This window comes from Shewanella sp. NIFS-20-20, assembly GCF_019209865.1.
GTDB lineage: Bacteria > Pseudomonadota > Gammaproteobacteria > Enterobacterales > Shewanellaceae > Shewanella.
This window is the reverse complement of sequence record NZ_JAHUTT010000026.1, coordinates 1-26278: the sequence shown is the minus strand read 5'-3', so window position 1 is coordinate 26278 and position 26278 is coordinate 1. Positions and strand designations below refer to the sequence as shown.

Genomic DNA, 26278 nt, shown 5'->3' with positions numbered 1-26278 from the left:
ATTAACACGGAATGTGATCTTTGTAGTCTTTTTGTCGACTGCTTTTTAATCATAGCTAAAAAGCAGTCGAGTACTGCGGTTAAGTGGTGATTATTGCTCGCGATGAATGAGCCCTAGCCCCTTAATGGTATAGCGTAAAATCTGGTCACCACAGTGGCGATAATTTTTATGTTCAGGCTTTTGGAATAAAGCCCCTAATTCTGATTTAGATAAACGAAAATCGGCAAGTTTCAGTGCGGCTAAAATATCATCATCTTTTAACTGCAGGGCAATTTTAAGCTTGCGTAAGATCATATTGTTATTGAGCTCAGTCAGTGGTTTTGGTCGCTCTGCGCCTTCTTTGAGGCCACGTTTCTCAATAATAATGCCATCTAAAAAACGACATAACAGTTCATCACTGAGTAAGACAAACCCAGGATCTTCTTCTTTTTTCATGAAGGCCAATAATTCGTCGTCAGTCATCGGCGCACCCATTTGTTTAAATATTTTTAACGCATGGGTGTTGTTGTAATTGAAGACGTAGCGAATTTGTCTGAATTTATCGTTATTTATCATGTGATTCCTGCACCTAAAGTGCAATAGCTTGGTGGCCTGCTTTAGCCACTGATGTCTGTTGAAATATTGCTCGCAAGCATAGCATAAAATTGGCATTTAGGTCGATTGAGCGTCAGGCAATTCTTTGAACCCCCGTGATCCATTAAGCCATGATTGACTTTAGCTAATAAAGCATTAGCTTATTGTTGCCAAATGGTTAAATTGCAGCAATTTGGTGACGAGTAAAATAAAAGAAATCAACAAGCAAATAATGACCAAAAGGGACTCATAATGAAATCACAACCTCGGGCTAAACACGCCTGTGCGCTGGCGGTATTAACCGTGATGGCAGCACCTAGCATGGCCGAAGAAACCATTGAGAAAATTGAAGTGACGGGTTCGCATATTAAGCGAATTGATTTAGAAGGCGCCTCGCCAATTACTGTGATCAGTGCTGATGATATTATTAAATCGGGCGCTCAAGATGTGTCGCAATTATTACGTAAACTACCTATTTCCGGTAACGGTACTTTTTCCACCCAAGGGAATAACTCCGACGATACCTCCAATGGTGGGGCGGCGGTGTCATTACGTGGTTTAGGGGCGGATGCAACCTTAGTCTTATTGAATGGTCGACGTATTGCCGTCAATTCATTCGCCAAAAATATTGATACTGCCTTTGTTGATATTAATGCGATCCCCATGTCAGCCATTAAGCGCATCGATATCGTCAAAGATGGCGCATCGGCCACCTATGGCTCCGACGCGATTGCGGGTGTTATCAACATCATTTTAAAGAAAGATTTCGAAGGGTTTGAAATTAATGCCAAGGTATCTGATACCGTGGAAGATGGCGGTGGCCAAGTCGCTGGCTCTATGCTGTGGGGCACTCAATCTGATAAAGCTCACACGACAGTGATTCTTGATTATTTTAAAGAAAACGAAACCCTGTTTGGTGATCGCGATTACTCAAATTCGGCCAATCAAACGCCCAATGGCGGTTCAGATTTCCGCTCGTCCGCAGGCAATCCTGGCACTTATATTCCGGCAACCGTAGGGGCTGATGGCTCAATTTTACCTAAGTCGGATGTGTTTAACTGGACGCCGGATGTTAATTGTCCTGCATCGAGCATCAATGGCGCATTTTGCCGGTTTGATTACGCTCCGGTGATGACATCGATTCCTGAAACTTCTCGAGTTGGCTTGTCGGTATTTCAAACCTATGAGTTTAATGATGAGTTATCAATGTTTGCTGAACTCATGTATCAGCATAATGAAAGTGTGGTGAAAGGCGCTGCGAGCCCATCGTTTGGTGAGTTTTATATGTTGGCAGATAACCCACTTTTTACCAGTGATGCCGCAGTGAACCCTTTCCCCGGTGAAGATATCACCATGCGTCGGCGTTTAACCGAGGCCGGAACGCGCAAAAAAGAAGCGGAATCCAACAGTGCCCGCGTCGTCTTGGGGCTTGATGGCATGTTAGCGGATTGGGAATGGCAATTGGCTTATACCTATTCGTGGAATAGAAACCAAGAGTTCGGAACCCAAGGCTTTGTATGGACACCGCAATTACAGGCATCGATTAATGCCGGCGAGTTTAATCCATTATCACAGACGCAATCTCAAGCGGTTATCGATGATATTAGCGTGCAAACCACGCGTAATGGTAAATCCACGACCTCTGCCTTTGATGGCAAGATAGCGGGAGAAATCTTTGAGATGCCAGCGGGCGCGGTGGGCATGGCTGTGGGCTTTGAATACCGTGAAGAGAAGCTTGAAGATAGACCCGATGAGTTATTCCGTCGCGGCCAAATTTTTGGAACCGAAGCGACAGAGGCTAGCGGTTCGCGTGATCAAACTTCGTTATTTGCTGAGTTTGGGGTGCCGTTAATGGAAACCCTCGAGGCTCAGTTAGCCGTGCGCTACGAGAATTATTCGGACTTTGGTAATACCACGACACCAAAAATTGCCTTATTATTTACCCCCACCGATTTTCTGACCATGCGCGCCAGTTGGGGTAAGGCATTTAGGGCTCCCTCGTTGGTACAGTTAGGGCTCGGTTCGACTCAAGAATCCCCGAGCTTGATTGATAATACCCGTTGTCCATTAACTGGTTTAGAAGAAGATTGTAAGCCGGTAGAGCGCACGGTGATATTTAGTGGTAACCCTGATTTACAACCTGAAAAATCCACCTCTTATAACTTTGGTATTGTTTGGGAAATCACCGATGGCTTAAGCGCTGGCATAGATTATTGGAATTATGACCAAACCGGTTTGATTACCTCAGATACCCAATACTTGCTTGATAACGAGGGTAATAATCCCGCCGTGGTGAAACGTGAGCCCGCTGCGGCTGGCGTCCCGGGTCGCATCATTGAAATTTATGACAAGTTTGAAAACTTGGGTGGCCAAACTACCGATGGTGTCGATTTTAATGTTAACTATGTTATGCCAACCGCTAGCGCGGGGGATTTCAACTTTAGTTACAATCTGACCTGGGTCAATTCATTTGATCAAACCCGTGCCGATGGCAGTAAGCGACAATTAGCCGGTGAGTTTCAACACCCTAAATTCCGCTGGGTGGCGGGGATGGATTGGAATATAGGCGATTGGCAGACTGCGGCGCGCTTGAATTATATCGGTGAATTTGAAGACAGCTTGGATGCGGGCGCTGATCGCACCATTGATTCCATGGCGACCTTGGATGTCAATGCCAGCTACGTAGGGTTTGATCATTGGACCCTGACGGTTGGCGGTAATAACCTCTTCAATGAAGATCCACCATTCAGCGAAGCCGACTTTATGGGTTATGATCAAGCCACTCACTCGGCGCTAGGGGCCGTGGTTTATGGCTCAGTGCGTTATCAGTTCTAACTGAATCGCCATTAAAAAAGCGGCAATGATGCCGCTTTTTTATAAGATGGCTGGGGCGAATTAGCCAATTTGTGTCGCGGCCCATTTCGCACGGTTGTTAGGGCTTTCACCTAAACTATGCTCGGCGCGATAGCTTTTATAGGCTTCGGCGTCTAACTGGACCAAGGTGACCTCAACATCCAAAATAAGCTTACATTCTTTTTTGATACGCCATGCGCAAGTGGTGTAGAGCTCTGTGAGGGGTAATGAGCTTAAGAACTCAGGGTTATATTGGGTGTACACCGCTTGAGTGGGATACACCACAAATGCTAAGCGCCGCTTAGGTTCTTGCTTGAATAAGGTTTCAATACCATCACACGTATCGGCAACTCGCAGTTCGATGGTTTCGTCAATTTCTAATAGTTTTTTCTGTACTAATTCAGGTGCGATGGTCGCTCCCGATTCCCAGGCTAACACTTGCTCTTCTGTGGTTTGCGTTAGTTGCGCAAGTTGTGCTGGGTTTAGGCCAAGTGACATGCGCAAATATTGCATTTCAACAGCGTTTAAATCAGGTTGCTTTGCCATAATTATTTTCCTATTGCTTTATCGATCAGCAGTGGGCTAGCCACACATTGTCCACCCATTCCCAGAAGGATTCCCATGTGGTCTCTTCATCTAGGTAGCCATCTTGCCATAAATAAACCTGACCTTCTTGATCTATGCAATAAAAATCATCGTCAATCTGGCAAATGGGGAGTAAATCCCGTGGTAAACCAATCGACCAAGCGTAAGCGGCCACCTCGGGTAAATAGGTGTGAGAGCTCGGGTCAGCGACGGTCACCGGTTCGATACGGCCAACGACGACATCGCTGGCTTGAAGCAAATATTGCTTGAGATCTTTTGGCAGTCCAATCAGTAATTGCTCTTCGGCATCGACCAGTTGGTCATATTCAGGCAGTTCCAACGGCACAGGGACGGTTTGGTTAAGTTGTTGCAGACGTTCAATCAGTTCATGCATGGCGAATGTTCACTATCAAGATATTAGCGGCAGTATAGCGTGAGCCGGAATCATCTTGCCAATCGTTTATCGCCTGCTCGCCAATAAAACCGTGGCAATGGCTTCACCTTGATAGCCGTCTTTGAGCATGTCACCCAGCGATATTTTGACATTAATGACGGTATCACAAGCCATGTGAGCTGCCATTGGCTATAATCGCCGCTTATTTGATGGTAATGGGTAATGACTGTGCGTCTTGATAAATATATATGTGAATCTACGGGCTTGAGCCGCTCTTTAGCTAAACGTGCTCTGAAGCGTGGAGAGATCAAAGTCGATGGCATCATGGTTAAGGATGCGTCATTACAACTGGTCGATGAAAGTGTGGTGACCTTTAATGATGAGATTATCCAATTGCTGGGTGCTCGTTACATTATGCTTCACAAGCCTCAAGGGTATATTTGCTCTACCCAAGATGAAGTGCATTTGTCGGTGATGAACTTAGTGGATGTGGCGCAAGTCGAGAAATTGCATATTGCCGGTCGCCTCGATGTCGACACCACCGGCCTGGTGTTAATCACCGATGATGGTCAATGGTCTCATCAGGTGACCTCCCCTAAAAAACACTGTGCGAAGCGTTATCGGGTGACATTAGCCGATCCTTTAACGGAAGAATTAATTGCCCAATTTGCCGCGGGTTTGGCGCTGCGCGGCGAAGATCAGTTAACCCTGCCGGCCCAACTTGAGATTGTGTCGTCACATCAGGCGTTATTGACCATTCACGAAGGTAAGTATCATCAGGTAAAGCGGATGTTTGCCGCGGTTGGCAATAAAGTCGTGGGTTTACATCGTGAACAAATTGGGGCAATTGCCTTAGATGGCGAGTTAGCGCAAGGCGAGTGGCGCGAGTTAACTGCGGCGGAAGTCGCCAGCATTCAAGCATAATCGTCAGCTATCCTCATAAAAAAGGGCTTGCCAATGGCAAGCCCTTTTGTCAATCAAGGATGACAGCTTATGATTGACGACGACGGATTAACGCCCCTAGCCCTAACAGCACTAACAGGCTGCCACCTAAACTACCACCATCAGAGTTAATTTCTGGTTCTGGCGTTGGCTCAGGCGTTGGCTCTGGCTCAGGTGTAGGTTCAACACCATCTGAGATCACCGTTAAGGTAAAGTCGCTAGCCACCGCATCATTGTTGAAGGCTAAATCAAACACCTTCACCGTGACTAAGGTTTCACCATGCCAATCGGCTTCAGGGGTGATAGTGACTTGATTACCAACCACCTCGGCAGTGATATGTTCACCCATGACCTCAATGCCATTGGCACTGTTTTCACGGTCACGTACCATCACTTCAAAACTTACCGCTGTGTTTTCAGATGTTTGCATATCGCTGAGGCTACCTAGGCTCAGATTTGAGGGCACCTTGATTTCAGCCACACTGGTCACACTGTTGCTGCCGGTGTAATCACTGGTGACTGCAACGGCCAAGGTTTGGCCGACACCACTGGCACTGACGCGGGCGTCAAAGCTCATGGTTATGGCCGATTGCTCAGGACCAAAGTAGTTACCACAGATGACGAGTCCTTCGCTGACGACCTCATCAACATTGTTAAAGGCGACGCTATCACCAATGTAACCATAAGACGGACCGAAGGTGCCTCGTGGACCATGGAAACCATGGGTACCGATAGAACCTAAGTGGGACTTATTACCGGTGATCTTGTCATATGCAAAGATAATTTCATGCTCACCTGGGGCGAAGTTTAGTTCGCTTGAGGCTAACAACTCAAAGCTATAACGCGCATCAGGATCGGGGTCGAAGTTAATTCCCCAAGCCATTTCTTGGCGCATATTATCCCATTCAACAATCAGATAGCGGCCATCAGAGGTGCTTGCAAGCGAGACACCATCATAGGATTCTGAGTCCATATTGAACTCAGGCAACATAAAGCCGTCGCCACGCCACAGCGGGGCAATCACAGTATCTGGGAAGAAAGCTGCATCCATAGGATAATGTGCTGGCCAGAATAATGGCGTGCTATCGAGTTGAATGAAACCGGCCGGAGAAATGTTAAGGGTATCGCTTTCCATGTAACGAGGATCGTTGTTATACAGCGGGATCCTATCGATACCAAATGCACTCAGGGGCAGCAACATGCCTTGATTCGCGTAGCCTTGGATATCAAACAGCGGCTCGATATAGGCTTCTTTATACAGATCAAGGTAGTAAGGATTGCTACCAATAGGAATGCGACAGGTTAAATCGTCGGCACTGGTGGTGAACTGATACTCTCGTTGCTGGGCATTACTGGCCATTTGGGTGGTCGATAAGCTCAGTTGTTGGCCGGTAATAGCCAGTTGATCGCGCAGATCTTGGTTATTGCTCGCCACCTGAAGTGAGTCTTCAATCAATTGCAGCCCGTTAGGTAAGGTTAACGCCAGATTGACATTACGCTCAAGTCCTAAGGTGTTAGCTGCCATGTCGACAGTAAAGGAGACGATGTCGCCTTCAGCCGCTTGTGCTTGACTCGCATTGACCACCACATCGTCACCGGTGTGGATTAAATTAATGGCCATTTTGCCGAGATTACCGATGTTATCGGCGCTATTACCTACCTCGACCTGTGCATAGAAGCGGTCACCTTGCTTGGCATCAACAAGATCCCAATCTAATTGCAACTGGTACGGGGTTAACCCGTCAGTGGTTTGTGGACCGGTGACGCTTAAGTTGTTGCTATCCACATCGCCAATAATGGCTAAGCTGGTCACCACCTCTTTGAATACTTCGGCGTCGCCAAAGTAATTGCGTTGGTAGTTACCGACCATCACCCAGTAACGACCAGGGATAGGATCGTTAATCGCACAGTACTCTTGTACATCGGTAAACGAATAACAAATGGCCTCATCAAACCAATCGACTAATCCATTGTCATTGAGGTCCATACCGATATCAAGGGAGGTCGCCATGCCTTTTTCTTCAGATACCTGCTCCCAAACCACACGTTTCGTGCCTTCAGGGATATCGAAAAAGCGCACGTTAATGCCCTTGTTGTTCATTAAGGTTTCAGGCTCTTTAAAGTCATAATCATCAGGATAACCAAAGCTATGAGTTTCGAGTTCACCCGCCACTAAGCCACTGACTTTAATGTTTAAATTGCTGATTTCTTTGCTAAATAACTCAGGCGTTAACATGGTGCCTGTGTCACGGTGGATTTGACCTGAGACGATTTTTGGTAAGTTGCTGCCACTAAAACGTGCCATTATTGGCAGGTGTTGCTGGGGCAACTCACTACCATTAGGTGTCAGCACTAACTTGCCAAAGACTTCGTTAAACGCTGATGACGCATTGACAGATTCCACATCTAAGATCTTGGCGGTCACCATGATGCTTTGGGTTTGGCCAGCACTAATGTTGAAGTTCTTAGGGTAAACATCTAATTCAAGGAAGGGCGTACCCTCAGCCGTCATAACTTCCGTGGCCGCTTGCCATTGGCCATCTTCGGTGGCGGTAAAGGTTCGCATCCAGGTGCAAGTGCCTTGGCAGTTAGCGTTGGCCAAATAGGCCATGTTTAAGGCCGTGACATCGCCACCTTCGGCAGGGTTGGCGGCGCGGTAGTTATCTCCGTTTTCATCTAATACTAGACCGGCTTTAACCGCACGTTCAAGATTGATAACACCACTGCCCATGTCATAGAAGCTCGACTCCAGCAAGATAGGCTCGTAGTTGTTGTCGCGTCCAGGGGTTTTACCCGCACCCGCGGTCATCATCAGCGCCGATTGGATCATCGCCGGTGTCCACTCTGGATGCGCTTGGGTCAACAAGGCGAGCGCGCCTGCGACATGAGGGCCTGACATCGAAGTACCGCTAATAGCGGCATAATCGCTGGTCGATGGGTACATGCTAAATGGCATTTCATCGGCGTAAGCGGCAAACACATCAACGCCTGGGGCTGACACATTAGGTACCATCACATCAGGATTGGTACGGCTTGGTCCCCGTGAAGAAAAGTTAGCTAGCACATCGGCTTCACGCTCGGTCGTCACGATTTCTGATGTATAAATGGTGGCTTGATTGCTTGGACTGGCGCCGACCCATTCGACTAAATCAAGGCCAGCATTATAATCAACATGTAAGCCAGGAATAGGGAAGGCATTAAGGTTTAAACTATTGCTACCCGTGCCATTATCCCAGTTGAGGGCATTATATAAGATCACCCCACCGGCGCCACCGGCAGCGACATTGACCCCTTTTTCTACTCGGGCGATATCCCCACGCTTACACAGCACTATGTGCGACGCCTCAAAGGTGTTGGCGGCAAATGGCTCATTACAGAGTTCATCACCAAAGTCAGCGGCGTTGACGATAGTACCAGTGAAATTGCCCGTGATGCCGTAACCTGTGATCTCAGCGGGTGCATTCTCACCGACAAAGTCAGCCAATTGCCCGGCAATAGGCTCAATCTGACGGCCATGGGTGCTTGCTGCGACCGAGGTTAACCAAGGGGAAACGTGGTCGATGTAGCCTGGGCCATATTGTCCCCAGTTACCTGCCGATGCCGCCACGGAAATTCCGGCTTCGCGTGCCGCTAAGAAGGCCATTTCAATTGCGTCATGCCAAGGCAGGCTTTCTAAGCCCCCGATTGAGAAGTTGATGACATCAACGCCATCTAAAATGGCATCTTCAATGGCTGCGACTAAGGCATCTCCCGGACACCCCCCAAATTGCTCGCCAAAACTACCATCACCTGGATAGCACACCTGGTATGAAATCACGTTAGCTCGTGGAGCCACACCTGAGACTTCAGGGAAAATTAGTGGGGTGTCAAAACCATTACCTTGCTCTTTAGGTTCAGCCAGTTTATAGGCCACATCGTACAGCATGTTACCGGCCACGGTCGCGGCGGTATGAGAGCCATGACCGTTATAGTCTTCACCGGTCGGCGGGCGTTTATAGTCCACATCCCACTCGGGCGTGTCTGGTTGAAAGACGGGATCTTTGTAGCTATCAGTGATGATATCGTAGGAGCGAACACCAATCAGTTTGCTATTACACATGCTAGGGTATTCGACACAATCACCGAGGTAATTACCTTCGCCCAGCGGATTTTGATGCGCATAGCCATCAGCCGCAATGGGAGCAAATGAGGGGTGATCTGAGTTAATCCCGGTATCGATAATACCGGCAACGATACCTTCACCACGCATGGGGACATTACTGGGTACCCCTTGGCCTTGCCAAATTTTATCGGCACCAATGTGCTTGGGACCGACGTCGGTAAATAATTCATATTTTTTGGCACGTGAGACGGCTTTGACGCTCGGTAAATTAGCGATCTCGGCCGCTTGCGCCTGGGTGAGCGTCATGGTCATACCGTTAAGGGCCACGTTAAAGCGACGCTTAATCTCAGCGCGTGGAGCCACGCTGCGAATATGATTGGCCGCGATATCTTGGCGTTCAGTCAAAAATTGACGATAGCTTTTGACGGCTGGGCTCTTGGCGTTTAATTCGCCGTAGCGTTGATTGCTGCGCATATTCGGTTGCTGGCTGCGCGGTGAGGTTGCTTCAAAGCCCGCTAAACCGCCCTGATAAAGCGCGACCGGTGCATCAGTTAATTGAATGATATAGGTGTGTTCGCCATCAATGTCTTGCTCCCACTGAAAGGGAACTTTCGCACTACCTGATTGGATTGCACGATGAATATTAACCCCAGACTGACCTGGACGATTGGCTTTTTCTATCGCTGGATGAAATGGTTTTTGATTAGCTTGCGCCAATATTTCAGGCGTGATGTTAACGGCCTTGATACCATTGACGGACTGCCCTTGCATCGCCGGCGAGGCTGAGATGCTCCCAGCGCCTGCCGCGTACAAGGCAGCAAGAGTCATCATGCTGATTTTTTTTAGTTTCATGTGTTTCCCTTGGAAAGGTGGTTGCGTAATTGTTAAAAAATAACCTCTGATTCTTTGCAGGAAGTCCGACACTTATCCAATGCGTTATGGCTATCAACCTCATAGTCAAACCCTATGCCTAAGTATCAATTAGATTAATATTGATTTAAAACAGCGTGTTATAGCTGGCCGTTGACAGGGGGGATGTTGTGGGCTGATACAAATTGTCACCCCCATTGGCTTGTCGTTCTAGTCACGCTCACTTAATGTTGCGTATACGTTACAAGGGGGCGCAATGGAACTTAGACATCTCAGGCATTTTATTGTGTTGGCGCAACAACTGAACTATCAGCAAGCGGCCAATGTGCTTAATATTGCTCAACCTTCGTTAAGTCGCAGCATTCAAAAGTTAGAAAGCTCGCTGGGGGTGCAATTAGTCAATCGTTGTCATGGCGGGATCAGTTTGACCCCATACGGCGAGTTGCTCAGCCAGCGGGCTGAGCCGATTATAAGCTCAGTCTCAGCCTTGCATCAGGATATCTTATCAATGCAGGGGCGCCTCCAAGGCGAGGTGGTGATTGGCGCTAGCCCGATTGTAGCGCAAGCCTTAGTTGGTGAGGCTATCGGGCGGTTATTGATGCGCCAGCCGCTAGTGCAAATTGAGATCCAAGTGGCACATTGGTCGGAGCTATTACCGCGATTATTGGCCGGCAATATTGGCTTGTTTGTGGCGGAGGTGGAAGACAATATCATGGTTGAACACCCGGATCTGGCGATATTGCCTCTGCCCGCCACAGCGGCGGTCTTTTGCTGTCGAGCTGGGCACCCGATGTTGGCCGCCGAATGGCCTGAACAGGCCATTCGGGAATACCCACTAGCCGTTTCGCGGCAACTTTCTCAGCATGTTTTGAATCAATTTGGAGATTTATTCTGTGCTTATCGACATGATTTTTCGGGCTTAGTTCGCTTTGACCAATTCGAGCCGATTAAGAATAGTATGTGGCAATCGGATTTGATTGCCATTACCCCGAGACTGGCCATCACTAAGGAGTTAGCCCGCGGGCAACTGGTGGAAATTGAGCTGGCTAACATGCCCGCTATTCAGGCTCAATACGGATTAGTCATGACCAAACATGCGCAAGCCACGGGCTTATATCAGCAAATCATCCATGAGCTCACTACTCATGGCTGGTTGCGTGTTGCAGCTTAATCGTGCCGCTGGTGGATTCGATGGTTAACTCGCCGCGATTTCCTAACTCGAGGATTGTATGTTTCCCTTGTTGGCTCTCTTGGGTTAGCTGGTTGATTAGCCGAGCACTGCCACGAGCCTTGACCGCTATTGTTAGTGCAGGCATGGCACTAAAATACAGATTGATATCTCCGCTGGTGGACGTCATTTCTCCTTGAGTTAGACTCGCGGATACCTGCCAGTGGCTATCACCGCTGACAGATGAAAAATCAATGGTTTGCGCCATGTCAGCGTTAATCTTGCTATTACCGGAAGTGGTGGCTATGGCAAGGGTAGTCGCCTCGGTATCACTATCAATATTACCGCTGACACTGTTGATCATAATCTGACCTTGGCTATGGCGGTCGATACTATTGCCTGACACCGAACGTAACTGAACCTCTCCTGATAAGGCGTCGCTATAGATATCACCTGAGGTGGTTTGCAGATGGATGTTGCCCGAGAGTTGGTTAGCATGGATGGAACCACGCGTATTTTTACTGTGAATTGTCCCAGTTAATTGAGTTAAGTGTTGATTACTACTGATGCTGTAAAGTTGCAGTGTCAGCTGGCGCGGCACCCGGATGACTAATTGTGACCCCTCACAATCATCGCTTTGAAAACGGTGAGGTATCTTATCTTCGATGTGCCAAGTGTTACCGCTTTTTTCAAAAATAAAACCTTCGCTCAAGCTATCGAGCTGACCTGTCACCGCAATTGCAGCTTGATCCCAGCCTTCGACTCTCACTTCACCACGCAGGACGCGTATTGAGATGCTCTCGTTCATACTTGCCTCTAGGCGTTGCTCAATTTGGGTCGCAACACTAGGGACGCTCACAGCGCATAGTAATATCAACAAAAGAGTTAAGTGTTTCATTGGCGTTCCTTGGTGATAAATTAAACAACGATGCTATCGCCTTGTTCACTATTTTGCACTATTTGCTGATCAATAAAGGCCGCAGTCAGGCGTTCGTTAGGTTATACACCCATGCTGAGCCAGCTATTTCGATGATAAATGGTCGCTCTTAAACGTTCGTTGTGATTGTGGACGCAAGCTTCGATGACAATGAGGGCGTTATTGGTGTGAGTTTTTGCCATCTCAACGGCGGTCATTGCTGACGGGTTAACAATGCCATCCCAAATAACGGCTGGTCTCACTGTGACTGCTCAATTAATCAACGTCGCGGTGATAATTTAAGCAAGTGGCGCGCTATTTCCTTAAATAATGGGATTTTTTGTCATGAAATTTGAGTTAATGTCGATAACTAAAATAACCAAATAATAACAATAGTGAGTGAGTGTAACCTTGCTCTATATGGGGATTTACGATGTTAATACGGCATAAAATGGTGTTGAATACGGCTTTAGCTTTGGTGTCTGTCCTTGCCATGTTGGTGTTACAGTGGTTTTCGAGCCAGCAACAAGAAAATTTACAGCAGACCAAAACCTCCCTGATAACCATTGAGCTTGAACTGGCGGCATTGCAGGCGCTTGAGAGGGATTTTTTTATGCATCCAAATCAGGCCTTAGGTGATGAGCACCGGCAGCACCGGCAATTGCTGCAACAAGAGTTAGGGCTAATGATGCAGCTATTTAGTGATTACAGTATCTCAGACAACACCTTGTTTCGCTTGTCGCAGCAGCTCCAACAATATTACCAATTAATGGATCAGGCCGTCATCATGCGCGAGCAAATAGGCTTCACCCCTAAGCTTGGGCTCTATGGCAAATTACGTGAAGCAGTCCATCAAGTAGAGCAAAGTTTAGCGGCGGGCAATAATGACACATTGATGGTGTTGATGCTGCAACTTAGGCGACATGAGAAAGACTTTATGTTGCGCTCTTCGCTCAGTTATTTTAACCAATTTGAGCAAACCTTGTTGGCCTTTAAGCAAGCGCTTGTCGCTGCTGATTTGCCCGAAGCGCATCGCGCTGAGATCCAGCAATATATTCAAGCCTATCAAGCGGATTTTTCAGGTTTAGTCATGGCGCAGCAGGCGCTTGGTTTAGCGCCAGACTCGGGTTTGTTCGGAGAGTTAGCTGGGATCACAGAGCAAGCCGAAGCAGAGTTTAACCGCTTACAACAGGAAACCGATGTGGCGATGGCGGCCGTGTCTGCTTTTTATCTGAATCTGACGCTGGGGTTATTTGGCCTGATCGTATCGCTATTGGTTGCCGGTGCGTTCATCATCACGCGCAGCATTATTACCCCCTTGGATCATATTTCGCGAGTCATGACAGAGGTCGAGGTGGCGCGTGATTTATCGGTACGAACTCGGTTAGATAGTCACGATGAGTTGAGTGCTATGGGGCAACACTTTAATGGCATGCTCGATAGTATTGAAGTGCTAATCTTGGATGTCGAGTCCGCCATTAAGATGATTAATGGCTCCAGTGTCAATCTTGCTAAAGATGCCAGCAAAACCGCCGAAGATGTGGCGCAACAAATGCACGAAACCGATATGGTCGCTACTGCGATTACCGAAATGGGGGCCACGATTGAAGAGATAGCCAACACCACTTTGCACGCGGCCAATCGAGCTGGTGTCACCGAAAAAAATGCGGAACAAGGACGGCAGGTGGTCGAACTCAGCATGACCCAAATGAGTCAACTGGCGGGGTCGATGGATCAAGCCTCGGCGGTGCTAACGCGTTTGAATAAAGAAAGTCAGAGTGTTGAGCAGGTATTAGATGTGATCACCGCGATTGCCGATCAAACCAATTTATTAGCGCTCAACGCCGCAATCGAAGCCGCACGGGCAGGGGAACAAGGGCGTGGATTTGCGGTGGTGGCCGATGAGGTTCGAAATTTGGCCAAGAAAACTCAGCATTCTACCAGTGAGATTGCCGGGATTATTCAAGCTTTGCAGCACAGTGCGGCGACGGCGGTATCCATGATGCAACAGGCTCAAAACGAAGTGGAAGTCAATGTGGCTACCTCGGCGAAAGCGGCGGATTTGTTGAGTGAAATCAATCGTAACGTCAGTGAGATCATGGCTATGAATTCTCAACTTGCGGCGGCAGTTGAGCAACAAAGTGCGGTTGCCGCTGAAGTGAATCAGAATGTGGTGGTGATCCGCGATACCTCGGTGAGTTGCAGTGATACCGCAAGCTCCAGTGCCAGTCACTCCGCCGAATTAGTCATTCAAGTCGATGCATTGCAACTCGCATTAGCCACCTTTAGGCGCACCAGTTAAGGAAAGGCCAATTTTAGGCAAAAAAAAATCTCGCAATTGCGAGATTTTTTTAATTGGTACAGGTGAGAAGACTTGAACTTCCACGCCCGTGAGGGCACTAGCACCTGAAGCTAGCGTGTCTACCAATTCCACCACACCTGCATTGTACTTATTTCATGTCTTAGTATAGACAAAGATGGTGCCCGAACCCGGAATCGAACCAGGGACACGAGGATTTTCAATCCTCTGCTCTACCGACTGAGCTATTCGGGCGAATTCTTGCGATAAAACTCGCTTACGCGAGATTTTTTAATTGGTACAGGTGAGAAGACTTGAACTTCCACGCCCGTGAGGGCACTAGCACCTGAAGCTAGCGTGTCTACCAATTCCACCACACCTGCATTGTTGACTGGTTTACGTCTTAGTCTGACGTTGAAATGTCATCAAGATTGGTGCCCGAACCCGGAATCGAACCAGGGACACGAGGATTTTCAATCCTCTGCTCTACCGACTGAGCTATTCGGGCATCTTACTATCTTGTGATTTTGTACCTAAGATGATTCACATCAACTTTGGTACAGGTGAGAAGACTTGAACTTCCACGCCCGTGAGGGCACTAGCACCTGAAGCTAGCGTGTCTACCAATTCCACCACACCTGCATTACACACACGATTGATTGTCAGAAATTGGTACAGGTGAGAAGACTTGAACTTCCACGCCCGTAAGGGCACTAGCACCTGAAGCTAGCGTGTCTACCAATTCCACCACACCTGCACTGACAACCTGTGTGACTTTAACTTATTAACAAGATGGTACAGGTGAGAAGACTTGAACTTCCACGCCCGTAAGGGCACTAGCACCTGAAGCTAGCGTGTCTACCAATTCCACCACACCTGCGCTGTACACTTGTTAATATCAATAGTTGTCAAAGACAAAGATTGATTGGTGCCCGAACCCGGAATCGAACCAGGGACACGAGGATTTTCAATCCTCTGCTCTACCGACTGAGCTATTCGGGCAACGGCGTGCATTAAAAAGCTTTTGCCGATTTGAGTCAACACTTTTCTAGCGAGAAGTGAAAAAATCAATGGTTTTGCCTAAGTTTTGCCCGAGCCTAATTGTGGCTGGTGTTTTTATCGTCGTAATCAGGGCGTTGGTGTTAAAAAAAAGGGATGAGCTGAATGAATAAGTCCCTGCACAGGGTCTATATCTGCCAGACTGAAACTAACAATGGAAAATATAAGTAAAAATAATGACCTGGATCTTTAGCTTGTCTCATCGTCCTTGGCTAGTGCCGATATTTTGGCTGGGATGGCTGATCATGATGACGCCAGGCGTAAGTCAGCTAGAAATTAACAGTCGTTATGATGCGTATTTTGCCAATGGCTCCAGTGATTTTATTGCCAATCGCCGCTTTGAAACACAATTTGAGCGTGGTGATAGTTTATGGTTGGTATTGCAGTCAGAGCAGGATTGGCGTGTTAAGCTGCCGTTATTAACCGCCATCGAGCAAGTACTTAGCCAGCAAACGTCAGTTACTTCAGTGCTCAGCGTGGCACAAATGCTGAGCACAACCTCGGAGCTTCCTCGGCTGCCCTATAAGGGTTTCCCGAGACAAAACAGTTTACTTTCTGAGGATGGTCGCATTTGTTTAGTGGAAATCACTTTAACTCAATCGGCGGCTAATCCAGCTCGGCTTGATCAATCCATCGCGGCACTTGGCGCTGCAGTGTCCCACTTATTGCCCGAGTCCAGCCAATATCATTGGTATGGTCCCTTGGCCTTAAATTGGCAATATGCCAATGTATTAAAAGCCGATTTATTGTGGTTTGCTCCGAGCTTATTATTACTGATCATCCTGTGCCTATACTGGCGGATGCGCGCCTTTATTTGGGTCGTCGCCATCATACTCAATATCATCATCTGTAGTTATCTCACCTTGGCATTAGCGGGCTATTTATCGTTAACCTTGGCGGCGATTAGTGGCTTTGTTCCTGTTGTGGTGGTGACCTTGCTATTAAGCGGCAGTAGTCATTTATATTTAGGATGGGCGCGCCATGTGCGTCAAGGGGGGGAGCCTAAGCAAGCGATGCAGCTCAGTGTGTTAGAGCACCTTAAGCCGATGTTGTGGGCGTCGGTGACCACCGCGCTGGGTTTTGCTTTATTAACCTTAAGTCCATCGCCCCCAATCCAAGCGTTTGGGATTATGGTGACCTTTGCGGTGTTAGTCGCGTTAGCGCTTAATCTCAGTTTGCTGCTGTGGTTTAGTCGTTGGGCCAAGGCGAGTCAAGTCACGACCCCCTCCGCTTGGTCTGTGTCATGGGCCGTTAACGCGTGTCGACAGCCGCGGCGTTATTGGTGGTTGGCGGTGATTGCCACCTTGGCCGCAGGGGGGGGATTAACTCAATTAACTGTGCGTGATGATCCATTGGGCTATTTTAGTGATGACAATCCCTTATCGCAGGCGCGCGAGGTGTTACAACAGCAATTTGCAGGGGCTAATCATATCTATTTTCAGTTAGATAGTCAGCGCCCCCAAGGGCTGTTGCGCCCAGAGGTGGTATCATTTACTAACCGATTTAAGCGCTTTCTATTGAACCATCCACAAGTGACCTCGGTAGACACCTATGTGGATTGGTTAAAGGCCACCGGGGTGAGTGGGCAAACACTGACGCGACTGCTTGTCGATAGCCCCGAACTGAGCCATATGTTGCGCCGCGAAATCGATGGGCAGTTGTCGACCAGCGCAATAACCCTCCATCTTACGTCAACAGATACCGCCAGCATGTTGGCCCTTGAACATGATATCAATGCTTGGCTCACAACCCAGACATTACCGGAGCAATTGACATTGAGTCAGGCGCTTGGCCCTCAAATGATGTTTGCGAGACTGAGCCGAGATAATGGCCTTAATATGATGATGTCGTTCGCTGTTAGCGCCCTATTTTTAATGCTAGTGGTGGGATGCTTGCGTCGTTCGACATCGTTGGCCTTGTTGGCGTTAGTGATGAATCTACTACCCATCCTTTGGGTGTTTGGGCTTTGGAGTGTGCTCGGCGGAGGCATCAGCCTTGGTAGTGCCGTGGCGGTAGGTATTATCATGGGGATTATCGTGGATGACAGTTTGCATCTGTTGTTAAGATTGCCGCAGCAGGCTGCCCAGCAGCGCCGAGTCATGAACGTCATGTTAGCCCAAATCACGCCAGCGATTAGCCTAACCAGTCTCATTTTAGTGGCCGGATTTAGTATCGGAATATTATCTGACTTTGGGCCAATACGTGATCTTAGTTTGTTGTCCGCCTTAATGATTCTGGCGGCTTGGTGGGTAGATTTACTGTTGTTGCCTAATCTTTATATGCGTTTAATGAGGAGGTCATCAGATGCCAGCTCCCCCCCGCTGCTTCGCTCAGATTAACCTGGATGATTTTAACCTGTCATCGTCACCAAACTCAGGGGCTGCCTGCGTTGCTCAAGCTAACGGTGGCACCAAGGTCAAATCATGGTGTCACGCGCATCAGGGCCCCTTGATGCTTAAGGATGATCTTGCTGAGCACTTGGGGTTGTTATTGCCCTTATTGCTGTGCGGTGAGCAGTCGGCACAATGGGTATTTTCAGTCCAAAGCCGCCGAGCGGGGCGTCGAGGTGAGCAGCAAGCGGCTCAGCAATTACAAAGTATTGGTCAAGAAGAGTTTTGGCATGATCAGGCGTTAACGCATGTGGCCAGTCAGGTTCCGCAGCATGTTGATGCATTAGTGGCGCAGCAGCAAGCGCAAGCGTTTTATCGGCAATTAGCCAAGGGCCACAGTTTAGCTGAACATTTTGTCAGTATCAGCGTACTCGATATGTTGGTCGCGCAATTAATGCATCAATTAGCGCATTATCAATGGTCGTTAAACCGTGACTTTGCCGTGTTATGCCAGTTGATCGCTAAAGATGAAACCAAGCACGTGTATATGAGTCGCTATTATGCTAAATCGTTAGGGGCCAATGCCGATGATTTTCATTTTTATCGGCAGCAAGTGAATGCGCGTTTAGGTGAGTTGCTCCTGCCTTATCAGCAACATTTTGAAGCCGTTGGGATCGATCTTGAACAGCTGTTTACAAGGAGAGGGCATGAGCGTCAGGTTTGCTAAACACTCTATAAGTTTGCTTGGTATAGGTCATGCGTTACCGCCACAAGGGGTCGATAATGCACAATTGTTAGCGGCGCTCGCTGCACTGACCAATCCAAGGCTTAAGCGTAAGGCACAAACAATCGCCAATCTCATTGGGGTTCAGCACAGATATTTAAGCCGGCGTCTCGATAAAGCCGCCAGTGGCGCCGAACCCAATGGCATTGAATTAAGCCTGACGGCCATTGCGCGGATGCGACAGCATGCGGGTTTTGACACGCTCGAGCCGTGTCAATATTTGATCAGTCACACTTGCACTCCCCATACTCAAGTGCCGGGCAATGCGGCTTGGATAGCCGATGCATTAGCGTTTAGTGCGCCTTACCTTGAGCTACGTCAGGCCTGTTGTGGTTTTGCTAATGGCTTGCAAATTGCGGCCGCGATGATTGCGGCTGACTCGGCGCCGATTGTGATATCGGGCAGCGAAACCGGCTCGGTATATAGCCAATTTACTTCAGACTTTCTCGATACCGATCAGTTACTCAATCTCATGCAGATGGGGGATGGGGCCGGAGCCGTGATGCTGGGGCCTTGGCAAGCTGGAGTGTCATTTCTTAGCGATATGTATCTGGGGCATCAAGGCATTGGCCAGTCACCCGGGTTTTATTTGGCTGGGGGCAGTGATTCGGTCTGGCAAGGACAGATAAGTCGCTTTCACCATAATGCCAATGCGGTGCGAAGCATGGGGCCAACCTTGTTTGAGTTAGGCTTGGCGGCGGTGTTGTCACGTGGCTACCAACTTGACGATTTTGCTTATATTCTTCCCCATCAAGCCAATGGGCATATCGATACTTTATTGAGTCAACATTGGCAGATTGCGCCGGAACGCATCATTAATGACGCCGTTGAGTTGGGCAATTTAGGCTCGGCGGCTATTTGGGTGAGCCTGTCGCGATTAATCCACTCGGGCCGATTACGCCATAATGATAAAGTATTAGTGTTAGGGGCAGAGGCGACAAAATATATTTATGGGGGCTGTGTTTATCATCACTGTGACAGCGAGTCGCAAAGCACAACCTAGACTCTCTCATCGATAGGAGTGAGTCTAGGTTGCAACAACAATCACTTAACCGTGCCGGTGAGTGCTATTATTGTTTGGCAAATTTATTATTTGGGTAATTCGCCGCCAATACCTGTTGCGCATGTTGTTTTAACTTATCTTGACCGAGCTCACCGTAGGCTTCAATCATGACTTCTAAGGCTTGCTCGACGGATGGGGTACCGGGAAAGGTTTCCATCACATATTGCGCGCGAATAGCGGCCGCGCTCCAAGCATTCATCTTAATGTAGTATTCAGCCACGCGGATTGAATACTGTGCTAAACGGTTTTTCAGAAACTGCATCCGTTTTTGCGCATCGGCGGCATATTTGCTCTTAGGATAGGCTTTGATCAATCGGTCAAAGTCTTTAAAAGCATCCATGGCGGCTTTCGGATCGCGGTCAGTTCTATCTATGTCTAACATGTCATGAAATAGATAACTATCGGACTGCATATTGACCAAGCCGCGCATATAATAAACATAATCTATGTCGGGATGGGTCGGGTTTAGTCGTAAAAAGCGGTCAATATTGGCAATTCCAGAGGCAGGATCGTTTAGCTTGTAGTAAGCATAAATTAAATCCAGCTGTACTTGAGTCTTATGCGGGCCAAAAGGATAACGGGTATCCAGACCTTCTAAAGAACGTACTGCCTTGGCGAAATTACCTAACTCCATTGATGTACGCGCCTGATTATAAAGGGCTTCTGGAGATTGTTGGTTGATTAGATCGTCCGGTTGATCATTACTGCTGCAGGCTCCGATGCTCAAAGTGAGCAGTAGGATTGCAGTGCGCTTGGCAAATTTATACATACTGAATTCAATTCTTTTATAAGTTGTTGTTAAGAATTTTTCCATTTCGAGATAAAATAGAAAACTCGATTGTATCAGATAGCACACACTTTTGGACCCCAAAAGCGGGGTACGGTTCCTATGACTCAACAGATTAATCTAAAAAGCGAGATCTCAGCAAGCCAAACTGGACTGAGATTAGATCAAGCAGTCGCTGAAATATTTCCAGACTATTCGCGCACCCGTATCAAGGAATGGATTGTATCAGGTGCTGTCTATGTCGATGGTGTCGCGGTGACCCGACCTAGAGAGAAGGTACTGGAATCTCAAATTATTGAGATTGAAGCGACCCTCGAAGAAGAAGTGGTTGCTGAAGCGCAAGCAATGGATTTAGACATCGTCTACGAAGATGACGATATTTTGGTGATCAACAAGCCGGCGGGCTTGGTGGTTCATCCTGGCGCTGGCAATCATAATGGCACCTTGATGAATGCGTTACTGCATCATTGCCCAGATATCGAACATGTACCAAGAGCGGGTATTGTTCACCGTTTGGATAAAGACACTACCGGATTAATGGTGGTAGCTAAGACTGTCGAAGCGCAAACTCATTTGGTGACCGCGTTGCAAGCGCGTGAAATTACCCGTGAGTATGAAGCGATAGTCACCGGCACCATGACCGCCGGTGGTATGGTGGATGCGCCGATTGCTCGCCATGCGACAAAGCGGACGCATATGGCGGTGATTCATAACGGTCGTCCATCGGTAACTCATTATCGTGTGGCTGAAAAGTTCAGAGCACATACGCGTTTGCGTTTACGCTTGGAAACGGGCCGTACTCACCAAATTCGTGTCCATATGGCGCATATTGGTCATGTATTGGTCGGAGATCCTGTCTATGGTGGTCGTCCACGTCCGCCTAAAGCGGCTAGCCCAGAGTTTATGGAAATGCTCCGTGGGTTTAAGCGCCAAGCATTGCATGCCGTGCGTCTCGAGTTGTATCACCCAATCACAGGTTTCCTGATGAGCTGGCAAGCTCCGATCCCTGATGACATGGTGCAGCTGACCAAAGCGTTACGTGCCGATACTGAAGCTCATCCGATGGAATATATCTAAGATGTTGCCAAGCCACTGGTCGCTGCCTTTGAATGTAGGGATGGCGATTACTCGCCGCACAGGTGGTTATAGCTTGGCGCCTTGGGATAGTTTGAATCTTGGTGATCACGTGGGAGATAATCCTATGCATGTGGTTGCCAATCGGTTGCGGTTGCAAACCGAGCTAGCCTTGCCGGCATTGCCTGCTTGGCTAAATCAGGTGCATGGCACGAGCGTGCTGGAATTACCGTTAGCGGAAGATAATTGCGCTGACGGCAGTTTTAGCCGAAGCCCGCATCAAGTGTGTACTGTGATGACCGCCGATTGTTTACCTGTGCTGTTATGTGATGACGCGGGTACACAAGTGGCGGCATTGCACGCCGGTTGGCGCGGATTGTGCGATGGGATCCTTGAAATAGGCGTCGCCAAGTTTAGCTGCCCGCCAGCGCAAGTGCGTGCGTATTTTGGCCCCTGCATTGGACCTTCGGCATTTGAAGTGGGGAGCGAAGTTAGGGCGGCATTTATTAGTCGTCATGCCGACGATGATACGGCATTTACAGCCCTCTGTGCAGACAAATATCTCGCCGACTTAGCCAAGTTAGCTGAGTTGCGATTGGCTCGGGTGGGTGTTCAGCAGTTTTTCCATAGCCATCAATGCACTTTCACTCTGAAAGATGAATATTTCTCCTACCGCCGCGATGGCGTAACGGGTCGACAGGCTTCATTAATTTGGCTTAAAGATTGATTGGCTAGCTTGAATTTTTTGTATTTGCCTCCATCTTAGTTAACAGTCACTTATTCTACGTTTGTTAGTTTGCTGTGGAGGTAATATGCGATTAGACCGTATGACCAATAAATTCCAGCTGGCTATTTCCGATGCTCAGTCACTCGCACTGGGTAGAGATAACCAATTTATTGAGCCCATTCATTTAATGATGGCCCTGCTTAATCAAGACTCAGGGTCGATTCATCCTTTACTTACCCAAGCCGGTATTCGTGTCAGCAATCTTCGTTCTTTGCTCACACAAGAGCTTGACCGCTTGCCTCAAGTTGATGGCTCTGGCGGCGATGTGCAATTGTCTCAGGCATTAATTCGGTTACTGAACCTATGCGATAAACTAGCGCAAAAGCGCAAAGATAAATACATTTCAAGTGAATTGTTTGTGTTAGCCGCCCTTGAAGGGAAAGATACGTTAGCGCAATGTTTAACCCAATCCGGCGCGACCAAAGAATTAATGGAGAGCACCATCGAAGCGATTCGTGGCGGCCAAAAAATTGATGATCCCAATGCCGAAGATCAGCGCCAAGCCTTAAAAAAATTCACGATTGATCTGACCGAGCGTGCCGAGCAAGGTAAGCTCGACCCTGTGATTGGTCGCGATGATGAAATTCGCCGTACTATCCAAGTGCTACAACGTCGAAGCAAGAATAATCCAGTGCTGATCGGTGAACCTGGGGTAGGTAAAACCGCCATTGTCGAGGGGTTAGCTCAGCGGATCATTAATGGTGAAGTGCCTGAAGGTATTAAGAATAAGCGTGTTTTGTCACTGGATATGGGCGCCCTCATTGCTGGTGCTAAATACCGCGGAGAGTTTGAAGAGCGCTTAAAAGCGGTCTTAAATGAACTCGCCCAAGAAGAAGGGCAGGTGATCCTGTTTATTGATGAGCTGCATACCATGGTTGGCGCCGGCAAAGGCGATGGCGCGATGGATGCGGGTAACATGCTTAAACCTGCCTTAGCTCGGGGCGACTTACATTGTGTGGGAGCGACCACCTTAGATGAATATCGCCAATATATAGAAAAGGATGCGGCGCTCGAGCGTCGTTTCCAAAAAGTGCTGGTGGATGAACCGAGTGTCGAAGATACCATCGCTATTTTGCGTGGGTTGAAAGAACGCTACGAGCTTCATCATCACGTGGAAATTACCGACCCTGCCATTGTGGCCGCGGCGAGTATGTCGCATCGCTATATTTCTGATCGCAAGTTACCGGATAAAGCTATCGATTTGATTGACGAGGCGGCTTCTAGCATTCGTATGCAAATCGATTCCAAGCCTGAGCAATTGGACAGGTTGGAGCGTCGGGCGATACAGCTAAAATTAGAAGAGCAAGCGTTGGCGAAAGAAGGTGATGAAGCGAGTCGCAAGCGGCTGGATATTTTACGCCATGAACTGGTTGACGTAGAAATGCGAGCCGGTGAGCTCAACGAGATTTGGTACACCGAAAAGGCCGCTCTAGCGGGTACGCAGCATATCAAGGCTGATTTAGAACAAGCGCGAATGGATTTGGAAGTGGCGCGACGTGCTGGTGATTTAACCCATATGTCTGAATTGCAATATGGTCGGATCCCCGAGCTCGAAAAGCAATTGGATTTAGCCTCTCAAGCAGAAATGCAAGACATGACCTTATTAAAGAATAAGGTCACCGATGTTGAAATCGCAGAAGTCTTATCAAAAGCCACGGGAATTCCGGTGGCTAAAATGCTTGAAGGTGAGCGGGAAAAACTGCTGCAAATGGAAGATGCCCTCCATGAGCGGGTGATCGGTCAAAATGAAGCGGTCGATGCCGTTGCCAATGCGATTCGACGCAGTCGTGCTGGGCTTGCTGACCCAGATAAACCGATTGGTTCATTCTTATTTTTAGGGCCAACGGGGGTTGGTAAAACTGAACTGTGTAAAACCTTAGCCCGGTTCTTGTTTGACACTGAGTCAGCCCTAATTCGCATCGACATGTCGGAATTTATGGAAAAACATTCGGTGTCACGTTTAGTCGGTGCTCCCCCAGGCTACGTGGGCTATGAAGAAGGTGGCTATTTAACCGAGGCCGTACGGCGTAAACCTTATTCAGTGATTTTGCTTGATGAGGTGGAAAAGGCTCACCCTGATGTGTTTAACATTCTATTGCAGGTGTTGGATGATGGTCGCCTTACCGATGGTCAAGGGCGCACGGTTGATTTTAGGAATACCGTAGTGATTATGACCTCTAATTTAGGTTCTGACATCATTCAAGAATCTGCTGATACCCTGAGTTACGAAGAAATGACAGCCCGGGTGATGGGCGTGGTTACTCAAAGTTTCCGGCCTGAGTTCTTAAACCGCATCGATGAAACCGTGGTATTCCATCCATTGGATAAGGAAAACATTAAGCGTATCGCCCGCATCCAAATCGAGTCATTACGTCGACGTCTAGCTGAAAAAGAGTTTGGACTTGAAATCAGTGATGAAGCGTTATCGTATATTGCCGCCGTGGGATTTGACCCTCTTTATGGTGCAAGGCCATTAAAGCGAACCTTGCAACAAGAGATTGAAAACCCATTAGCCCAGCGATTATTGCGTGGTGACTTATTGCCTGGAAAACCGATAAAAGTGTTAGTAAAAGATGAGCAACTGGATTTTGTTCAGTAAGTGTTAAACCACTCAATAAACAAGGCGCCCCATGGCGCCTTGTTTATTGGTGGAATATTATTTTGTGCAGTAAAGGCGAATACGCTCTTGTTGAACCGCAAGATCGGCTTTGCGCTGTGTATCGCTGAGCTCAACTTGCTCGCCAGTGGCAGGATCGGCCACCGTTAATCGACTATAGCTAGTTAATAGTTGTTGTTTATGTTGTGCAGACTCACACAAAGCCCTGGCTTGATTAGCATCTTTATTTTTAATCAATAAGGCTTGCGCTTCAGTGATTGCCTGCTGATCCTGACGCGAGAGTTGTTTTTGCTTAGGCGCGATAAAACCTGACTTAGCCGGCTCGATATCATCGTTATATATCTTAGTGAATTGAATATCGTCACTCGGCGCTTGCTGGCTGTAATGCACCAAGCCATCATTATCAATCCAAGTGTAAATAACCTCAGCGGCAATGAGAGTGGACGAAAAGCAACAGACCAATAATAGTAGCGAGCACTGGCAATGGCGGTAAAGAGTGGGCATTTGCAGATCCTTGCAATGATTGCATTGTAATTATGGTTAAAGTTTACTCAAGCGCAGGCGGTGTGCCAATAGCAAAGCAGTAAACAGTCTTGCTTAATCTACCGTGCCGTTGCTGGCTAATGCCAGTTCACGCTATGACTTGTAGCTGCGGGTCACGGAAATGCCCCCTTGCTGATTGTAATGCCAACAGTTTTCGCGTGATTTTTAAGCAAAAGCCCCGGGTTTGGCGTTAGTTTGAGCAGTTGAGGGTGTTGCGGACAATTAGCCCTTGCGCAATTTGCGCAAGCCCCTATAATGCGCCCCACTGACACGGAATACGGCGCTGCAAAGCAACCGAACACCAGTCAGGATGGGGCTTACATGGTAAGTGACCCTGAGTGAATTAAGTGGCGCTAGGCGAAAGTTTAACCGCTTAGGTTCAAGGCCTGATAAAGGGCTTGACCCACTCAAGGAAATGCGTAGAATACGCATCCCTAGCCCACAGCGGCAACGTTCTTTAACAAGTAGAAGACAAGCAAATCTGTGTGGACATTCACAGTAGTTGATAAATCGACAACGATTTAAGACGTCT

Annotated in this window: 17 protein-coding genes and 8 tRNA genes; 10 read left to right on the top strand and 15 right to left on the bottom strand. The window is 48.0% G+C overall.

Translation table 11 applies throughout. From position 1 onward, the window contains the following. Positions 1 to 90 precede the first annotated feature (90 nt). The gene (locus tag KU855_RS09985; RefSeq protein ID WP_218530139.1) at positions 91 to 555 is read right to left on the bottom strand and encodes a DUF1456 family protein; all 465 of its coding nucleotides are present in this window, start codon (positions 553 to 555) and stop codon (positions 91 to 93) included. Between the two features lie 270 nt (positions 556 to 825). Between KU855_RS09985 and KU855_RS09980 the strand changes: the two genes are divergently transcribed. Continuing rightward, positions 826 to 3408, top strand: coding sequence for a TonB-dependent siderophore receptor (locus KU855_RS09980; RefSeq protein WP_218530138.1), 2583 nt, complete (start codon positions 826 to 828; stop codon positions 3406 to 3408). A 60-nt stretch (positions 3409 to 3468) separates the two neighbouring features. Here KU855_RS09980 and KU855_RS09975 read toward each other — a convergent pair whose 3' ends face one another. Next, positions 3469 to 3972, bottom strand: coding sequence for a DUF4447 family protein (locus KU855_RS09975; RefSeq protein WP_218530137.1), 504 nt, complete (start codon positions 3970 to 3972; stop codon positions 3469 to 3471). A gap of 25 nt (positions 3973 to 3997) precedes the next feature. Next, a complete protein-coding gene (locus KU855_RS09970; protein ID WP_218530136.1) occupies positions 3998 to 4405 on the bottom strand; it encodes an SMI1/KNR4 family protein in 408 nt (135 codons plus the stop codon). Positions 4406 to 4627: 222 nt separating this feature from the next. Between KU855_RS09970 and rsuA the strand changes: the two genes are divergently transcribed. Continuing rightward, positions 4628 to 5329, top strand: a complete 702-nt coding sequence (gene rsuA / locus KU855_RS09965) for a 16S rRNA pseudouridine(516) synthase RsuA (RefSeq protein ID WP_218530135.1) — start codon at positions 4628 to 4630, stop codon at positions 5327 to 5329. A gap of 67 nt (positions 5330 to 5396) precedes the next feature. Here the strand turns inward: rsuA and KU855_RS09960 are convergent, their stop codons facing one another. Then, the gene (locus KU855_RS09960; protein ID WP_218530134.1) at positions 5397 to 10301 is read right to left on the bottom strand and encodes a S8 family serine peptidase; all 4905 of its coding nucleotides are present in this window, start codon (positions 10299 to 10301) and stop codon (positions 5397 to 5399) included. A gap of 274 nt (positions 10302 to 10575) precedes the next feature. Here KU855_RS09960 and KU855_RS09955 point away from each other — a divergent pair, with 274 nt between their 5' ends. Further along, positions 10576 to 11490, top strand: a complete 915-nt coding sequence (locus KU855_RS09955; RefSeq protein WP_218530133.1) for a LysR family transcriptional regulator — start codon at positions 10576 to 10578, stop codon at positions 11488 to 11490. Here the strand turns inward: KU855_RS09955 and KU855_RS09950 are convergent. Next, entirely contained in the window at positions 11459 to 12295 is an 837-nt protein-coding gene (locus tag KU855_RS09950) for a DUF4097 family beta strand repeat-containing protein (RefSeq protein ID WP_218530132.1), read from the bottom strand. The two genes, KU855_RS09955 and KU855_RS09950, sit on opposite strands and share 32 nt — an antisense overlap. Before the next feature lie 541 nt (positions 12296 to 12836). Between KU855_RS09950 and KU855_RS09945 the strand changes: the two genes are divergently transcribed. Continuing rightward, positions 12837 to 14705, top strand: a complete 1869-nt coding sequence (locus KU855_RS09945) for a methyl-accepting chemotaxis protein (RefSeq protein WP_218530131.1) — start codon at positions 12837 to 12839, stop codon at positions 14703 to 14705. A gap of 54 nt (positions 14706 to 14759) precedes the next feature. Here the strand turns inward: KU855_RS09945 and KU855_RS09940 are convergent. The 8 genes from KU855_RS09940 to KU855_RS09905 all read right to left on the bottom strand — a co-directional run bounded on the left by KU855_RS09940 (position 14760) and on the right by KU855_RS09905 (position 15704). Next, a tRNA-Leu gene (locus KU855_RS09940) sits at positions 14760 to 14846 on the bottom strand. Between the two features lie 35 nt (positions 14847 to 14881). After that, a tRNA-Phe gene (locus KU855_RS09935) sits at positions 14882 to 14957 on the bottom strand. Positions 14958 to 14998: 41 nt separating this feature from the next. Beyond that, positions 14999 to 15085: transfer RNA gene (locus KU855_RS09930), tRNA-Leu, on the bottom strand. 49 nt (positions 15086 to 15134) lie between these two features. Further along, positions 15135 to 15210 (bottom strand) — tRNA-Phe (locus KU855_RS09925). 47 nt (positions 15211 to 15257) lie between these two features. Further along, positions 15258 to 15344: transfer RNA gene (locus KU855_RS09920), tRNA-Leu, on the bottom strand. 28 nt (positions 15345 to 15372) lie between these two features. After that, a tRNA-Leu gene (locus KU855_RS09915) sits at positions 15373 to 15459 on the bottom strand. A gap of 36 nt (positions 15460 to 15495) precedes the next feature. Continuing rightward, positions 15496 to 15582, bottom strand: a tRNA-Leu gene (locus KU855_RS09910). Between the two features lie 46 nt (positions 15583 to 15628). Next, a tRNA-Phe gene (locus tag KU855_RS09905) sits at positions 15629 to 15704 on the bottom strand. Between the two features lie 233 nt (positions 15705 to 15937). Here KU855_RS09905 and KU855_RS09900 point away from each other — a divergent pair. Genes KU855_RS09900 through KU855_RS09890 form a run of 3 tightly spaced genes read left to right on the top strand, consistent with a single transcriptional unit; the run spans position 15938 to position 19878 of the window. Further along, the gene (locus tag KU855_RS09900) at positions 15938 to 18100 is read left to right on the top strand and encodes an RND family transporter (RefSeq protein WP_218530130.1); all 2163 of its coding nucleotides are present in this window, start codon (positions 15938 to 15940) and stop codon (positions 18098 to 18100) included. Further along, positions 18066 to 18818, top strand: coding sequence for a hypothetical protein (locus KU855_RS09895; protein WP_218530129.1), 753 nt, complete (start codon positions 18066 to 18068; stop codon positions 18816 to 18818). The genes KU855_RS09900 and KU855_RS09895 overlap by 35 nt, the downstream gene beginning before the upstream one ends. Next, positions 18799 to 19878: a 3-oxoacyl-[acyl-carrier-protein] synthase III C-terminal domain-containing protein gene (locus KU855_RS09890; protein ID WP_218530128.1), complete on the top strand. Its 1080-nt coding sequence runs from the start codon at positions 18799 to 18801 to the stop codon at positions 19876 to 19878. Before KU855_RS09895 ends, KU855_RS09890 begins: the two co-directional genes overlap by 20 nt. A gap of 67 nt (positions 19879 to 19945) precedes the next feature. Here the strand turns inward: KU855_RS09890 and KU855_RS09885 are convergent, their stop codons facing one another. Then, complete coding sequence (locus KU855_RS09885; protein ID WP_218530127.1) at positions 19946 to 20707, bottom strand: outer membrane protein assembly factor BamD; 762 nt, start codon at positions 20705 to 20707, stop codon at positions 19946 to 19948. A 120-nt stretch (positions 20708 to 20827) separates the two neighbouring features. On the opposite strand from KU855_RS09885, the gene rluD reads away from it, so the two are divergent. From rluD to clpB, 3 genes are all read left to right on the top strand, one after another. Beyond that, on the top strand, positions 20828 to 21802 hold the full coding sequence (rluD, locus tag KU855_RS09880; protein WP_218530126.1) for a 23S rRNA pseudouridine(1911/1915/1917) synthase RluD: 975 nt from the start codon (positions 20828 to 20830) through the stop codon (positions 21800 to 21802). Between the two features lies 1 nt (position 21803). Next, entirely contained in the window at positions 21804 to 22526 is a 723-nt protein-coding gene (gene pgeF / locus KU855_RS09875; protein ID WP_218530125.1) for a peptidoglycan editing factor PgeF, read from the top strand. 85 nt (positions 22527 to 22611) lie between these two features. After that, positions 22612 to 25185, top strand: a complete 2574-nt coding sequence (gene clpB / locus KU855_RS09870; protein WP_218530124.1) for an ATP-dependent chaperone ClpB — start codon at positions 22612 to 22614, stop codon at positions 25183 to 25185. A 57-nt stretch (positions 25186 to 25242) separates the two neighbouring features. Here the strand turns inward: clpB and KU855_RS09865 are convergent, their stop codons facing one another. Continuing rightward, a complete protein-coding gene (locus KU855_RS09865) occupies positions 25243 to 25707 on the bottom strand; it encodes a DUF4124 domain-containing protein (RefSeq protein ID WP_218530123.1) in 465 nt (154 codons plus the stop codon). Positions 25708 to 26278 lie beyond the last annotated feature (571 nt).